This is a genomic window from Micromonospora sp. WMMA1923 (assembly GCF_049179195.1).
Lineage (GTDB): Bacteria > Actinomycetota > Actinomycetes > Mycobacteriales > Micromonosporaceae > Micromonospora > Micromonospora yangpuensis.
The window spans coordinates 2,147,962-2,161,265 of record NZ_JBMHLZ010000001.1 but is presented as its reverse complement, the minus strand read 5'-3'; the positions used below and the strand labels follow the sequence as shown (position 1 = coordinate 2,161,265).

The 13,304-nt window shown below is 72.4% G+C and carries 14 protein-coding genes; 5 read left to right on the top strand and 9 right to left on the bottom strand.

Features of this window, described 5'->3' with window-relative positions; translation table 11 throughout:
- Positions 1 to 37: 37 nt before the first annotated feature.
- The 8 genes from ACN28G_RS09850 to ACN28G_RS09815 are packed head-to-tail and all read right to left on the bottom strand — an operon-like array spanning position 38 to position 8,483.
- A complete protein-coding gene (locus ACN28G_RS09850) occupies positions 38 to 961 on the bottom strand; it encodes an SDR family NAD(P)-dependent oxidoreductase (protein WP_091437637.1) in 924 nt (307 codons plus the stop codon).
- On the bottom strand, positions 958 to 2,142 hold the full coding sequence (locus ACN28G_RS09845; protein ID WP_091437634.1) for an acetyl-CoA acetyltransferase: 1,185 nt from the start codon (positions 2,140 to 2,142) through the stop codon (positions 958 to 960). Before ACN28G_RS09845 ends, ACN28G_RS09850 begins: the two co-directional genes overlap by 4 nt.
- The gene (locus ACN28G_RS09840) at positions 2,132 to 3,529 is read right to left on the bottom strand and encodes a hydroxymethylglutaryl-CoA synthase (RefSeq protein ID WP_139135663.1); all 1,398 of its coding nucleotides are present in this window, start codon (positions 3,527 to 3,529) and stop codon (positions 2,132 to 2,134) included. The genes ACN28G_RS09845 and ACN28G_RS09840 overlap by 11 nt, the downstream gene beginning before the upstream one ends.
- 17 nt (positions 3,530 to 3,546) lie before the next feature.
- Positions 3,547 to 4,338 (bottom strand): ABC transporter ATP-binding protein, encoded by a 792-nt coding sequence (locus ACN28G_RS09835; protein WP_175440536.1) that lies wholly within the window; start codon positions 4,336 to 4,338, stop codon positions 3,547 to 3,549.
- Positions 4,335 to 5,225: an ABC transporter permease gene (locus ACN28G_RS09830; protein WP_421478946.1), complete on the bottom strand. Its 891-nt coding sequence runs from the start codon at positions 5,223 to 5,225 to the stop codon at positions 4,335 to 4,337. Before ACN28G_RS09830 ends, ACN28G_RS09835 begins: the two co-directional genes overlap by 4 nt.
- Before the next feature lie 5 nt (positions 5,226 to 5,230).
- A complete protein-coding gene (locus ACN28G_RS09825; RefSeq protein WP_091437621.1) occupies positions 5,231 to 6,154 on the bottom strand; it encodes an ABC transporter permease in 924 nt (307 codons plus the stop codon).
- The gene (locus ACN28G_RS09820; protein ID WP_217628811.1) at positions 6,151 to 6,996 is read right to left on the bottom strand and encodes an ATP-binding cassette domain-containing protein; all 846 of its coding nucleotides are present in this window, start codon (positions 6,994 to 6,996) and stop codon (positions 6,151 to 6,153) included. The genes ACN28G_RS09825 and ACN28G_RS09820 overlap by 4 nt, the downstream gene beginning before the upstream one ends.
- A 2-nt stretch (positions 6,997 to 6,998) precedes the next feature.
- Positions 6,999 to 8,483: an ABC transporter substrate-binding protein gene (locus ACN28G_RS09815; RefSeq protein ID WP_175440534.1), complete on the bottom strand. Its 1,485-nt coding sequence runs from the start codon at positions 8,481 to 8,483 to the stop codon at positions 6,999 to 7,001.
- 230 nt (positions 8,484 to 8,713) lie between these two features.
- Between ACN28G_RS09815 and ACN28G_RS09810 the strand changes: the two genes are divergently transcribed.
- The 3 genes from ACN28G_RS09810 to ACN28G_RS09800 are packed head-to-tail and all read left to right on the top strand — an operon-like array spanning position 8,714 to position 10,778.
- Positions 8,714 to 9,451 carry an enoyl-CoA hydratase/isomerase family protein gene (locus ACN28G_RS09810; RefSeq protein ID WP_175440533.1) on the top strand — a complete coding sequence of 246 codons (738 nt, stop codon included), beginning with the start codon at positions 8,714 to 8,716 and terminating at the stop codon, positions 9,449 to 9,451.
- A complete protein-coding gene (locus tag ACN28G_RS09805; protein WP_421478945.1) occupies positions 9,448 to 10,266 on the top strand; it encodes a VOC family protein in 819 nt (272 codons plus the stop codon). Before ACN28G_RS09810 ends, ACN28G_RS09805 begins: the two co-directional genes overlap by 4 nt.
- Entirely contained in the window at positions 10,266 to 10,778 is a 513-nt protein-coding gene (locus ACN28G_RS09800) for a flavin reductase family protein (RefSeq protein ID WP_175440532.1), read from the top strand. Before ACN28G_RS09805 ends, ACN28G_RS09800 begins: the two co-directional genes overlap by 1 nt.
- A gap of 55 nt (positions 10,779 to 10,833) precedes the next feature.
- On the opposite strand, the gene ACN28G_RS09795 is transcribed toward ACN28G_RS09800, so the two are convergent.
- The gene (locus ACN28G_RS09795) at positions 10,834 to 11,319 is read right to left on the bottom strand and encodes a MaoC family dehydratase (RefSeq protein WP_091437597.1); all 486 of its coding nucleotides are present in this window, start codon (positions 11,317 to 11,319) and stop codon (positions 10,834 to 10,836) included.
- 161 nt (positions 11,320 to 11,480) lie between these two features.
- Between ACN28G_RS09795 and ACN28G_RS09790 the strand changes: the two genes are divergently transcribed.
- On the top strand, positions 11,481 to 12,629 hold the full coding sequence (locus ACN28G_RS09790; protein WP_091446406.1) for an acyl-CoA dehydrogenase family protein: 1,149 nt from the start codon (positions 11,481 to 11,483) through the stop codon (positions 12,627 to 12,629).
- Between the two features lie 72 nt (positions 12,630 to 12,701).
- On the top strand, positions 12,702 to 13,229 hold the full coding sequence (locus ACN28G_RS09785) for a DUF6244 family protein (RefSeq protein ID WP_091437593.1): 528 nt from the start codon (positions 12,702 to 12,704) through the stop codon (positions 13,227 to 13,229).
- Positions 13,230 to 13,304 lie beyond the last annotated feature (75 nt).

Below are 13,304 nucleotides of genomic sequence, written 5' to 3'. Positions count from 1 at the left end.
TTTCTCGGAAGATCCGGCGGCTCGGGGATCCGCCGTCTCAGGCGGCGGGTCCGGAGCCGCCGGAGAGGACCCGCTGGATCAGGGTGACCTCGTCGGCGCCGCTGTCGGGGACGACGAAGTCGTCCAGTCGGCAGATGTCGTCGATCGCGGCGTGGATGTCGTCGGGCGAGGCCGGCTGTTCACCGCCGTACCAGCCGGGGGTGACGCCCAGGAAGATCCGCCCGACCCGCCCGCCGCCGACGGTGAGGATGTGCCGGTTGAGCTGGCACTGCTCGGCGGCGAGGTAGGTAGCCACCGCCGCGACGTGCTGCGGGTCGAAGCGGTCGGTCAGCTCACCGAGCAGGTTCTCGGTCATCCGGGTCGCCGCCGTGGGCGCGATCGCGTTGACCAGGATGCCCCGGCGGGCCCCCTCCAGGGCGAGCACGTTCATCAGGCCGATCAGGCCGGCCTTGGCCGCACCGTAGTTGGCCTGCCCGAAGTTGCCGAACAGCCCGGACGAGGAGCTGGTCAGCACGATCCGGCCGTAGCCCTGGGCGACCAGGTGCGGCCAGGCCGGCCGCAGCACGTGGAACGCGCCGGCCAGGTGCACGTCGAGCACCGCGCGGACGTCCTCGTCGCTCAGCTTGGCAAGCGTGCGGTCCCGCAGGATGCCCGCGTTGTGGATCACCGCGTCGATCCGGCCGAACTCGTCGACGGCCCGCCCGACCAGGCGCGCGCCGCCCTCGGCGGTGGCCACCGAGTCGGTCGAGGCCACGGCGGTGCCGCCGGCCGCCCGGATCTCGGCCACGACCCGCTCGGCCGCGCCCTGCGAGGACCCCGACCCGTCGACCGCTCCCCCGAGGTCGTTGACCACCACCGCCGCGCCGTGCCGCGCCAGGGTCAGCGCGTGCGCCCGGCCGATGCCGTTGCCGGCGCCGGTGACCAGCGCGACCCGGCCGTCCAGGCGTACCGCGGCGCTCACCGCTGGCTCCCCAGGACCGCCACGAACGCCACGCAGGAGCCCGGCTGTCCGCCGAGGTTCTGCGCCAGCGCCAGCCGCGCGTCGGGCACCTGCCGGTCGCCGGCGTCCCCGCGCAGCTGGGTGAAGCACTCGAACATCATCCGCAGCCCGGTCGCGCCGATCGGGTGGCCGAACGACTTCAGGCCGCCGTCGGTGTTGACCGGCAGCGCGCCGTCCAGGTCGTACCGGCCGTCCAGGATGTCCTGCCAGGCCCGGCCGCGTGCGGAGAAACCGAGATCCTCCATGAGTACCACCTCCGTCGGGGTGAAACAGTCGTGTACCTCGGCCAGCGAGATCTGCGTCGCCGGGTCGGTGACGCCGGCCTGCTCGTAGGCCTGCCCGGCGGCGGCGACCACCTCCGGGAAGGTGGTGAAGTCGTAGCCGTCGGTGGCCAGCCCGGCCCCGGAGCCGGCGACGAAGCCCATGCCCTTGAGGAAGACCGGCCGGTCGGTGTAGCGGTAGGCGTCCTCGGCCCGGACCAGGATGGCCGCCGCCGCGCCGTCGGATACCCCGGAACAGTCCAGGACGCCGAGTTGCCCGGCGATGCGGGGAGACCGTTCGACGGCCTCGGCGGTGACCGCCTTGCGGAACTGGGCCCGCCCGTTCAACGCGCCGTTGGCGTGGTTCTTCACCGCGACCCGGGTCAGCGCGGCGCGCATGCCCTGGTCGTCCACCCCGTACGCCCGCTGGTAGGCCGGGGCGAGCAGGGAGAACCCGGCCGGGGCGGTCCAGTCGACGTCGGTGCCGTCGGCCGGTGGGAAGACCGCCGACAACCCGGAGTACGAGGAGTCCTTCAGCTTCTCCACCCCGGTGGCCATCACCATGTCGTACGCCCCGGAGGCGACCGCGAACGCCGCGTTGCGGAACGCCTCCGACCCGGTGGCGCAGTAGTTCTCCACCCGGGTCACCGGCTTGCCGACCAGCCGCAGCGGACGTGCCAGGGTCTGCCCGGACATGCCCGAGCCCTGGGTGCCCACCCAGAACGCGTCGACGTCGTCGAGGCTGACCGCCGGCAACGACCCGACGCACTCCCGTACCGCGTCGACGAGCAGGTCGTCGGCCGAGGCCTGCCAGTGGTCCCGGAACGGGGTGCAGCCCATCGCCACGATCGCGACGTCGTGCGCCATTCGCCTACTGGCCATCGGTGCTCTCCTCGGTGGGACGCAGCTTCCAGAAGTAGTTGTGGATCGCGTCGGTGGTCCACAGCCGCCGGAAGGTCGGCGTCATCGGCTGGCCCACCGTCACCTCGGCGGGCACCACGTCGGTGGCGTACGCGCTGAGCCGGCCGCCGCCGTCGACGTCGGCGACCACGATCGCCACCTCCGGCTCCGGCATGGTGGTCAGGTGGTCGCGGGTCACCGAGACCACCCGGGCGGTCCGGTCGCGCAGCGACACCGTGCCGGACCCGTCGGATCCGGTGGCGCCGCAGGCCGCGCAGATCCGGCCCGGTGGGGTGGTGACCGCGCCGCAGACGCCGCAGGCGCTGCCCTCCAGCCGGTACTTCCAGCCGGCGCGGCGGTGCATCGGCGGGGACGCCGGTGCCGGGGCGGCCGGCCGGGCCGGGCCCTGCACGTCCAGCAGCCCCCGCCAGCGCAGGTACCGGCCGTAGCCGAGCTGCCGCCGGTCGGCGAGTTGGGCGCGCACCGACGGCCCGCGGCGGGCCGCGGCGACCGCGTCACCGACGGCGAGGACGAACGCGTCGGCGCCCTCGGTGGCCGACAGCAGCAGGATCGTCTGGCCGGGTCGGGCCTGGTCGAGGGCGGCGGCCAGCAGCAGACCCGGGTGGGCCGCGCCGGTGAATCCGGTGGCCCGCTCGATGCTGGCGTCGTCGCCCGAACCGCCGAGCGCGCGGCGCAGGGTGGCCGCGGCGCGGGCGTTCGACGACGACACGACCACCTGGTCGACGCCGTCCAGCCCGGCCTCGGCCAGGGCCCGGCGGGCCGCGTCGAGGCCGGCGGCGACCAGGACGTCGGCGGTGAACCGCTCGTCCCAGACCCGGTCGTGCCGGTCACCGGGCAGCCGCCAGCGGTCCAGCAGCTCGACGGTGTGCCCGGCCCGGGCCAGCAGCGCGGCGGCGGCGGTACCGCCGCCGACGAAGGCCGCGGCGGCGTCACCCTGGGCCAGCTCGTCGGGGGCGCCGGGGCGGGTGGTGCGCACCTCGGCCAGCCCGGCCAGCGCGCCGGCCCGCAGCACCAGGTCCAGCGCGGTCGCGCCGGCCCGGTGGCCGCGCAGGTCCACCGCGCCGACCCCGGGGTCGAGCCCGAGGGCCTCGTGCACCACCCCTGCCGAGGTCTTCCCCTCGTACGGGGCGCTGCAGGTGGCCAGCAGCAGTTGCCGGCCGGCGGGGGTGCCGGCCGCGAGGTGCCGCAGCGCCTCGACGGCCATGGTGATGCTGTCCTCGTCGTACGCGGCGACGCTGCGGCTCGGCCCGCCGGCCCGGGGTGGCCCGGTCGGGTCGAGTCGGTTGTCGGTGAGCGCGTACGCCGGCAGGTAGGCCGCGTAGGCGTCGATTCCGGTGGGGTCAGGCATGTCCGGCTGGTTCTCCTTCAGCTCCACGAGGGAATGGCGGCCAGCAGTCCGCGGGTGTACTCCTGCTGTGGGTTGTCCAGCACGCGCAGCGTGTCGCCCTGTTCGACGACCCGGCCGGCGCTCATCACCGCGATCCGGTCGCAGAGGTCGCTGGCGAGCATCAGGTCGTGGGTGACGAAGAGCAGACCGATGCCGAGTTCGTCGACCAGGGTGCGGAACAGGCCGACCACCTTGGTCTGGGTGGTGACGTCCAGGGCGGTGGTGCACTCGTCGGCGATCACCAGCGCGGGGCGGGTGACCACGGCCAGCCCGATGGCGACCCGCTGGCGCAGTCCCCCGGAGAGCTGGTGGGGGTAGCTGCCCAGGACCCGGGCGGTCTCGCTGATCCGCATCTGCTCCAGCACCTCCACCGAGCGGCGTTCCACCTCGGCCCGGTCGATGCCGGGCACGTGGCGGCGCAGCACCTCGGCGAGCTGGGTGCGGACCTTCATCAGCGGGTTCAGCGACCGGGAGGCGTCCTGGAACACCATGCCCACGGCGCTGCCCCGGACCCGGTCGGTGCGGTCGAGGCCGGGGGCGACCACCTGCTCACCGGCGAGGGTGACCGCGCCGTGCTCGACGCGCACGTTGCGCTCCAGCAGGCCGACGACGCAGCGGGCGAGGGTGGTCTTGCCGCTGCCGGACTCGCCTACCACGCCGACGATCTGGCCCCGGCGGATCTCCAGGTCGACCTCGTCGAGCAGACGCAGGTCGTCGGCGGCGAGCCGGGCGGTCACGGAGAGCCCGGAGATGCGCAGCAGCGTGGTCAACGTCGCCTCTTTCGCGGGTCGTGGTGGGTGAGCAGCGCGTCGCCGAGCAGGTTCACCAGCAGCACCAGCGCGGTGATGGCCAGGCCGGGGAAGAACGCGATCCACCAGGCCTGACTCAGCTCGTCCTGGCCGGAGGCGAGCATCGAACCCCAGCTGATCATCGGCGGCACCACGCCCAGGCCGAGGAAGCTCAGCGCGCTCTCGATCAGGATCGCCGTACCGACCTGCAGGGTGCCCAGGGCCACCACGGTGCCGGCCAGGTTGGGCAGCACGTGCCGGAAGACGATCCGGGACTCCGAGGCACCGGCGGCGCGCAGCCCGAAGACGAACTGGCGCTCCCGGATGGCCAGGGTGGCCGAGCGGGTCACCCGGGCGCAGACCGCCCAGCCGGTCAGTGCCAGCACCAGGAAGAGCACCGGCAGCGAACTGCCCCGGTTGGCGATGATGGCGAGCGCGACCAGGATGAACGGCAGCGCCAGTTGGGCGTTGATGAGGATCGAGATGACCTGGTCGACCCAGCCCCGGAAGTAGCCGGCCAGCACGCCGAGCAGGGTGCCGGGGCCGATCGCCACCAACGCCCCGACCAGGCCGATGACGATGGTCAGCCGGCCGGCCGAGACGAGCTGGGTGAGCACGTCCTGGCCGAGTTTGTCGGTGCCGAGGGGGTGCGCCCAGCTGCCCCCGGGCAGGAAGCCGGGCGGCTGCCGGGTCGCGGCGAGGTTCTGGCCGGCCTCCGGCAGCAGTCCGGTCAGTGGCAGCAGGAACGCCGCGACGGCGACGACCACCAACGGCAGGGACAACCAGAAGACCGAGGTACGCCGGCGCCGGGCGGCCTGGCGCGGCACGGCCGTGGCGCTGGTGGCCGGATCGAGCTCCAGCTGGCTCACTGAAGTCACCTCACCCTCGGGTCGACGATCGAGTGGATGACGTCGACGAGCAGATTGAGCACGACGAAGACCAGCGCGCCGAAGACGACGATCGCCTGCACCAGCGGGAAGTCCCGGAACTGGATGGCCTGCAGGGCGAGCTGTCCCAGGCCGGGCCAGGAGTAGACGTACTCGACGGCGACGGCACCGGAGAGCAGGATGCCGGTCTGCAGCACGACGATGGTCAGGATCGGCATCATGGCGTTCTTGAAGGCGTGCCGCCACACCACCTGCCGGTTGGCGATGCCCCGGGCCCGCGCGGCGTCGACGTACGGCTCGGCCAGCGCCTCGCTCATCGAGGCCCGGGTGAGCCGGGCGATGTGCGCCATCGGGTAGACGGCCATGGTAAGCGCGGGCAGCACCAGGTGCCGCCAGCTGCCGGACTGACCGGCGGGCAGCCAGCCGAGGTTCACGGCGAAGAGCACCACCAGCATCATGCCGAACCAGAAGACCGGCACGGACTGGCCGAGCAGGGCCAGGGTCGAGGCGCCCCGGTCCCACCAGGTGCCCTCCCGGGTGGCCGCGAGCACCCCCAGGGGTACGCCGACCAGCAGCGCCAGGGCCATCCCGGCGCCGACCAGTTGCAGGGTGAACGGCAGCCGGTCGGCGATCATCGAGGTGTTCGACTGGTAGAACTGCAGCGACTGGCCGAGGTCGCCGGTGAAGACGCTCCTGAGGTAATCCAGGTACTGCACGACCAGGGGCAGGTCGAGGCCGAGTTCCTGGCGCAGCGCCTCGCGCTGTTCCGGCGGTGCCATCGGGCCGAGGATGGTCGCGGTCGGGTCGCCGGAGAGGCGACCGAGCACGAACGCCAGGCTCAGCGCGATGAGCAGCGACGCGAACAGCGACGCGAGCCGGCCGCCGACCCGACGGACGGTACGGGCCTTCATCTGCGGGACCTCCAGCGCGCGCCGGGCATCGCGGCGAGCAGTTCGCGGGTGTACTCGTGCTCCGGTGCGACCAGGACCGTCTCGCACGGTCCCGCCTCGACGACCCGGCCGCGGTACATGACGTGCACGACGTCGCAGAGCGAGCGGACCACGGCCAGGTCGTGGCTGATCATCAGCAGCGCCGCGCCGGTGCTGCTGCGGATCTGCCGGAGCAGCGCCAGCACGTCGGCCTGGACGGAGACGTCCAGGCCGGAGGTCGGTTCGTCGGCGACGATGAGCCGGGGGCGCATGAGCAGCGCGCGGGCGATGCAGACCCGCTGCGCCTGGCCGCCGGAGAGCTGGTGCGGGTACCGGTCGAGGATCTCCGGGGTGAGCCGGACCCGACCGAGCAGGTCGGTGTCGTCGGTCCAGGCGGTCCGCTGCGGTTGCAGCGAGCGCAGTTCACGCAGGCCGGAGCGGACGGACTGGCGGGGGTCGAGTGAGCCGTGCGGGTCCTGGAAGACCACCTGCACCTCGGGGCGCAGTCGCCTCAGCTGGGTCCGGCCGATCGCCGACAGCGAGTGTCCGAGCAGCCGGATGTCGCCGTCGCCGCGTACCCCCAGTCCCGTCGCGGCCATCGCGAGGGTGGTCTTGCCGGAGCCGGACTCGCCGACGACGGCGACGCTGGCCCCGGCGTCGATGCGCAGCGACACGTGGTCGACGGCGCGGAAGACCTCGCCGGTGCCGCGGTCGCGGTGGTCGACCACGAGGTTGTCGACCACCAGCACGGGTGGGTCGGTGGCGGGGTGGCGGGGATGCCGGGCATCGCCGCCCGGCATCCCCGTCTGGACTGCCTCGGACATCGTCAGCGGGTCGTCTTCGTGAAGTCGACGGTGTTCAGGGGGCCGAACTCCACACCGGAGACGCCGGGGCCGGTGGCGTAGTTGAAGATTTGCCGGTACAGCGGCACGTAGCAGTGCTTGTCGACCACGCCGATCTTGTTGAGCTGCTCGTAGATCGGCGCGGCCTGGGCGGCGTCGTCCTGCTCCAGGGCCTGCTGGGCGAGCTGGTCGATCTGCGGGTCGGGGCAGTTGCCGGTGATCGACTTGGTCTTCATGAAACCGCTGACGAAGTAGTCCGGCACCGCCACGTTCGGCACTCCGGCGAAGATCGAGATGCCGGGGACCTGGCGGCCGATGATCCGCTTGACGAGCGTGCCGTAGTCGAGCGGGACGTAGCTGACCTTGAAACCGGCCTGTTCGAGGCTGCCCCCGATGGCCTGGGAGACCTCTTCGATGTTGGTGTACTGGGCCGCCGGGTAGGTGATCTGCACGGTCGGGGCCGCGCCGCCCACCAGTTCCTTGGCGCGGGCCGGGTCGGCGGTCACGCTCTGCGCGGGCTGCTCGCCCGGCCGGACGTTGAGCAGGCCGGCGTCGGCGGCGGCCTGGCCGTCGAAGATGCCGTCGACGATCGCGTTGCGGTCGATGGCCAGGGCCGCCGCCTCGCGCAGCTTCGGGTCGTCGAAGGGCGCCTTGGTCGAGTCCAGGAACGCGATGATCTTCATGGCGGTCTCGGTGCTCACCACCTCGACTCCGGCGGCCTTGGCCGCGTTGGCCTGCGCCGGCGGCAGGTCGAAGGAGACGTCCACGCTGCGGCTCTGGATCAGCGCCAGCCGCTGCGCGGCCTCGTTGGCCCAGGTGAAGGTGATGCCCTCGTTCTCCGCCTTCGGGCCCCAGTAGTCGGGGTTCTTCTTGACCGAGATGTCCCGGCCGGCGTTCCCGCCGGCCCAGACGTACGGGCCGGTGCCCACCGGCGCGGCGGCGAAGCCCTCCGAGCCCTTCTCCTGGTAGTACGCCGGCGGCACCAGGTAGACCGTGGTGAGCAGGTCGGGAATGTTGTACTGCGGGGTGGTGGTCTTGACCACCACCGTGGTGGCGTCCGGCGTGGTGATCTCGCTGACGTTGCCGAAGTAGCTCTTGAGCTGCGAGGCCTCGCTGTCGCGGGTGAGCGTGATGGTGTTGGCGACCGCGGCTGCGTCGGCCTTCTCCCCGTTGCTGAAGCTGATGTCCGGCCGGACGGTGAAGGTCCAGGTCGTCGCGTCGGTCCGGTCCCAGCTGGTGACCAGGCCGGTGTCGGTAGGCGCGAGGGTGTCGTCGGTGTCGATCAGGGGTTCGAGCATGGTGGCCCAGACGATCTGGGCGGAGCGGGCACCGACGATCGGGTCGAGGGTGGCCGGCTGGGCGGCGAGCAGGGCCCGGATGGTCACCGTGCCGGCCGCCCCGGTGTCGTCGGAGTCGGAACCACCGCACGCGGTGAGGCCGACGCCCAGGAGGCTAAGGGTGGCGGCCACTGCCAGGGGGCGCCGAGAGCGCAAGGATTTCATGATCATCATGGATGTCCTTCACAGCGATGGACCCGTCACGTCTCGGCGTGAGGCGACGGTGACGTTGGCCACAAAGTACCGACCAGCCGGTATCAAGTCAACGGGTCGAGACCGTATCTCGACCATGACATTCGCGTGACAAACCTGCGCCGGCCAGCAACGTTGTATTCATACCGACCGGTATGTATGATGCTGGCGTGACCATCACCCTCACCCATGGGCACGACGGCCGCCTCGCGTACGTCCGCTTCGACAACGCGGCCCGCGGCAACTGCTTCGACGGCGCCACCCTCCACGAACTCGTCGACACCCTGGAGACCGCCGCCGCCGACGACCGGTGCGTGGTGATCCGGCTCGACATGGCCGGCCGGCACTTCTGCGGCGGTTGGGACACCTCCTCCTTCGCCCGGCTGGCCGGCGCGACCCGGGACACCGTCGCCGCCGAGCTGCGCGACAGCGACCGCACCCTGCACCGGATCCGCCAGCTGCCGGTACCCGTCGTGGCGGCCGTGCGGGGTCAGGTCATCGGCTTCGGCGCCGGCCTGCTCAGCGCGGTGCACCTGCCGATCGCCGCCGCCGGGGCGCGGCTGTCGCTGCCGGAGGCCCGCTACGGCTTCGCACCCGCCGGGGTCGGCCACACGATCACCCGGGCGGTCCCCCGGCCACACGCCTACCACCTGCTCACCGGCGCGGGCACCGCCACCGCCGAGCAGTTGCTCGACTGGGGCCTGGTCGCCCGGGTGGTCGCCGACGACGAGCTGGACGCCGCCGTGGACGCCCTGGTCGAGAGCCTGCTGGCGGTGGGCGGTCCGACCCTGCGGGCGGTGGTCGAGGTCATCGAGTCCAGCCTGGCCACCGGGCACCCCGACGCCGCGTACGACATCTCGGCCGGCACCATCGTCGCCGGCCTGACCAGACAGGGGGCATCCCGATGAGCCGACCCTTCTCCCCCGGCGAAGCCGTCTGGGTGGAGCTGTGCACCACGGACCCGCAGCGGGCCGAGGACTTCTACGCCGCCCTGCTGGGCTGGACCGTACGCGCCGAACGGCTGGGCGCCACCACGTACCGGATGTGCAGTGTCGACGGCCGCGACGTGGCCGGCATCTCCGACGCCACCGGCCTGCACGGCGGCCGACCCCGGGGTTGGCTCACCTACTTCGCCGTCGCCGACATCGAGACGTCGGCACGGCAGGCGGTCGCCCTCGGCGGGGAGCTGGTCACGCCACCGCGCTACCTGCCCGCGGCCGGCACCGGCGCGACCGTCGTCGACCCGTTCGGTGCCGCCTTCGGCCTCTACCAGGGCGAGTCACGCGCCGGGGTGCAGGCGCTCAACTCGGTGGGCGCGCTGTGCTGGAACGAGTTGGACACCGGCGAGCCGGCCCGGTCGGTGGCCTACTACCGGTCCCTGTTCGGCTACACCACCCGCCAGCACGGCGACTCCCCCACCGCCCGGCCGTACACGCTGCTGATGCTGGCCGACACCCCGGTCGCCGGCGTGCTGGCGCTGGACAACGAGTGGCCGAACCTGATCCCGGCGAGGTGGATCACCTACTTCGCCGTCGCCTCCCTCGACGACGCCCTCCGGCAGGTCCGCGCCCTGGGCGGCACCCCGACCGTCGGCCCGGTGGACAGCCCGCACGGGCGGCTGCACCTGGTCAAGGATCCCGGCGGGCACACGCTCTGCCTCATCCAGCTCGAAGGCGGGCTCCGTCCCGAACACCCCTCCCGACCCCCGGCGGTGAACCGATGATGGCCGAGCCCCTGTTCGACTCCACCGAGTTCCGTCAGGTGTGCGGGCACTTCCCCACCGGCGTGACCGCGGTGACCGCCGTGGCCCCCGGCGGCACGCTCGCGGCGCTGACCGTCAACTCGTTCACCTCGGTCTCGTTGCAGCCGGCGAAGGTGCTGTTCTGCGTCACCAGCCACTCGTCGAGCTTCACCACCCTGACCACCGCCGAGCGCATCGCGATCCACATCCTCAGCCAGGACCAGCAGGACGTGGCCCGACGCTTCGCCACCTCGGGCCTGTCCGGCGCCGAGAAGCTCGACGGGGTGTCCTGGGCACCCGGCCCCGACGGCGTGCCGCTGCTGCCCGAGACGCCGGCCATCCTCGCCGGCCGCCGCGACGAGGTGATCACCAGCGGCGACCACGTGATCATCCTGATCGACGTGGACCACGTGCACCTGAAGCCGACGACCGTGCCGGCGCTGTCGTTCTACCGGGGCCGGTTCGTCGCCCCGTCCGACGCGGCCACCGAGTAGATCACCGCCTGCGCCCCGGCCGGGTCACGACGACCCGGCCGGAGGGCGACGGCGGTCAGGCCAGGTAGCGGAACAGGACCTCGGCCACGCAGCAGGGGGTGCCCTCGTCGGCGAACTCCACCAGCACCGAGGCCTTGGCCTGCACGCCGCCGGGTGCGCCGGTGCCGGCCGCGATCGGTTCCGCCGCGACGAGCGTGGCCACACCCTGGATCGCCACGCCCGGTGGCAGCGGCCTGATGAACCGGACCCGGTCCAGCCCGTAGTTGACCCCCATCGAGAACTCCCGGACCACCAGGATGTCGGCGAGCAGCCGGGGCACCAGCGCCAGGGTCAGGAACCCGTGCACGACCGTGGTGCCGAACGGCCCGGAGCGCGCCCGTTCCACGTCGACGTGGATCCACTGATGGTCGCCGGTGACGTCGGCGAACTGGTCGACCTGCTGCTGGGTCACCACCTGGGGCTCGCTGACCCCCAGCTCCTGGCCGACCAGCTCCAGCAGGTCACTCGGGGTACGGACGGTCGTCTGCTTCGCGGTTCGCATCGGCGCGGGCCACCTTCGGTCGGGGGGACGTCCCACTCGGACCTTATTACATTCCGACTGGGAGGTATTTGCCACACCCCCGACCTTCCTCTCCACCCGGGTTCTACATACCGACCGGATGGTATGGTGCGCTCACAGGTGCCGTGACGAGGAGGTTCGTGGTGTTCGAGGCGTACCAGCTGCCCGAGGAGCACGGGGCGATCCGGGAGGCCGTCCGGGCGGTGTGCGACGCCAGGGTCGCGCCGAACGCCGCCGCCGCCGACGAAGCCAGCGAGTTCCCGCAGGCCTCCTACGAGGCGTTGCGGGCCGCCGACTTCCACGCCCCGCACGTGCCCGTCGAGTACGGCGGCGCGGGTGCCGACGCCCTGGCCACCGCGATCGTCATCGAGGAGGTGGCCCGCGCCTGCGCCAGTTCGGCCCTGATCCCGGCCGGCAACAAGCTCGGTACCATGCCGCTGCTGCTCGCCGGCTCCGCGCACCTCCGGCAGCGCTACCTCCCGCCGGTGGCCGCGGGTGAGGCGATGTTCTCGTACTGCCTGTCCGAGCCGGAGGCCGGCAGCGACGCCGCGTCGATGACCACCCGGGCCGTCCGCGACGGCGACCACTGGGTCCTCAACGGGGTGAAACGCTGGATCACCAACGCCGGCGTCTCCGAGTACTACACGGTCTTCGCTGTCACCGACCCGGCCGCCCGGTCCCGGGGCATCTCCGCCTTCGTGGTCGAGAAGTCCGATCCGGGGGTCAGCTTCGGCGCGCCGGAGAAGAAACTCGGCATCAAGGGCTCGCCGACCCGCGAGGTCTACCTGGACAACGTCCGGATCCCCGCCGACCGCATCATCGGCGAACCCGGCACCGGCTTCGGCACCGCCATGCGGACCCTGGACCACACCCGGGTCACCATCGCCGCCCAGGCCGTCGGCATCGCCCAGGGCGCGCTCGACTACGCCAAGGCGTACGCCGCCGAACGCCGGCAGTTCGGCAAGGCCATCGCCGAGTTCCAGGGCATCCAGTTCATGCTCGCCGACATGGGCATGAAACTCGAAGCCGCCCGACAGCTGACCTACGCCGCGGCCGGCAAGTCCGAACGCGGCGACGCCGACCTGACCTACTTCGGCGCGGCGGCCAAGTGCTTCGCCTCCGACGCCGCCATGGAGATCACCACCGACGCCGTGCAGATCCTCGGCGGCTACGGCTACACCCGCGACTACCCCGTCGAACGCATGATGCGCGACGCCAAGATCACCCAGATCTACGAAGGCACCAACCAGGTCCAACGCATCGTCATGGCCAGGCAACTCCTCAAGGACTGACCCGGGGCCGACGGTAAGCGGGTATCTTTCACCTCTCGCACCCACCCCTGCTACCTGCGCGCGAGGTGCCCCGTGTCCACTGTCGAGGAAATAGCCGGCGAGCTTCGTACCCTGCTCACCGGGGTCGAGCGGGCGCAGGGCCTGGCCGCCGCCGTCGACAACCAGGCCCAGGCAATCGCCGCCCGGGCGGCCGGTGCAGGCTTCGTCGCCGTCGCCGCCGGTCTCGCCCGGGTACGCTCCGCGGTCGTCACCATCCAGGGCGGCCTTGGCGCCCTCGCGACCACCGGCGGGGAAGCGCTCACGGCGACCGCAGCCGTGCCGCGCGAGGCCACTCCGCAGGAGACGATCGCCGCGCTCGGCCCCGTGCGGCAGGGCATCACCGCCGCCCGGGAGGCCTGCACCGCCACCATCGGGCACGTCGAAACAGCCAAGCAACTCGTCACCGCCGCCCTGCAGGGCGGTCAACCCGGCCCGCTGCTCCAGGCTCTCGACAGCATCAAGCAGATCCTGGTGCTGCTGGTGCAGCGCACCCAGAGCGCCCAGCAGACGGTCGAGGCGACCATCGACCACGCCCGCCGCCTGGGTGACCAGGGAAACTGACCGGGGCTGGCGGCACCCCGCCGGCCAGCCCCGCCCGCTCGGACGACGCTGGGAGCAACCCGGTCGCGCACGCGA

Excerpts from the sequence above, each read along its gene's own strand:
- ACN28G_RS09800 (WP_175440532.1), top strand. The coding sequence starts at position 10,266 with ATGGCCGAGCCCCTGTTCGACTCCACCGAGTTCCGTCAGGTGTGCGGG.
- ACN28G_RS09825 (WP_091437621.1), bottom strand. The coding sequence starts at position 6,154 with ATGAAGGCCCGTACCGTCCGTCGGGTCGGCGGCCGGCTCGCGTCGCTG.
- ACN28G_RS09845 (WP_091437634.1), bottom strand. The coding sequence starts at position 2,142 with ATGGCCAGTAGGCGAATGGCGCACGACGTCGCGATCGTGGCGATGGGC.
- ACN28G_RS09840 (WP_139135663.1), bottom strand. The coding sequence starts at position 3,529 with ATGCCTGACCCCACCGGAATCGACGCCTACGCGGCCTACCTGCCGGCG.
- ACN28G_RS09805 (WP_421478945.1), top strand. The coding sequence starts at position 9,448 with ATGAGCCGACCCTTCTCCCCCGGCGAAGCCGTCTGGGTGGAGCTGTGC.
- ACN28G_RS09820 (WP_217628811.1), bottom strand. The coding sequence starts at position 6,996 with ATGTCCGAGGCAGTCCAGACGGGGATGCCGGGCGGCGATGCCCGGCAT.
- ACN28G_RS09795 (WP_091437597.1), bottom strand. The coding sequence starts at position 11,319 with ATGCGAACCGCGAAGCAGACGACCGTCCGTACCCCGAGTGACCTGCTG.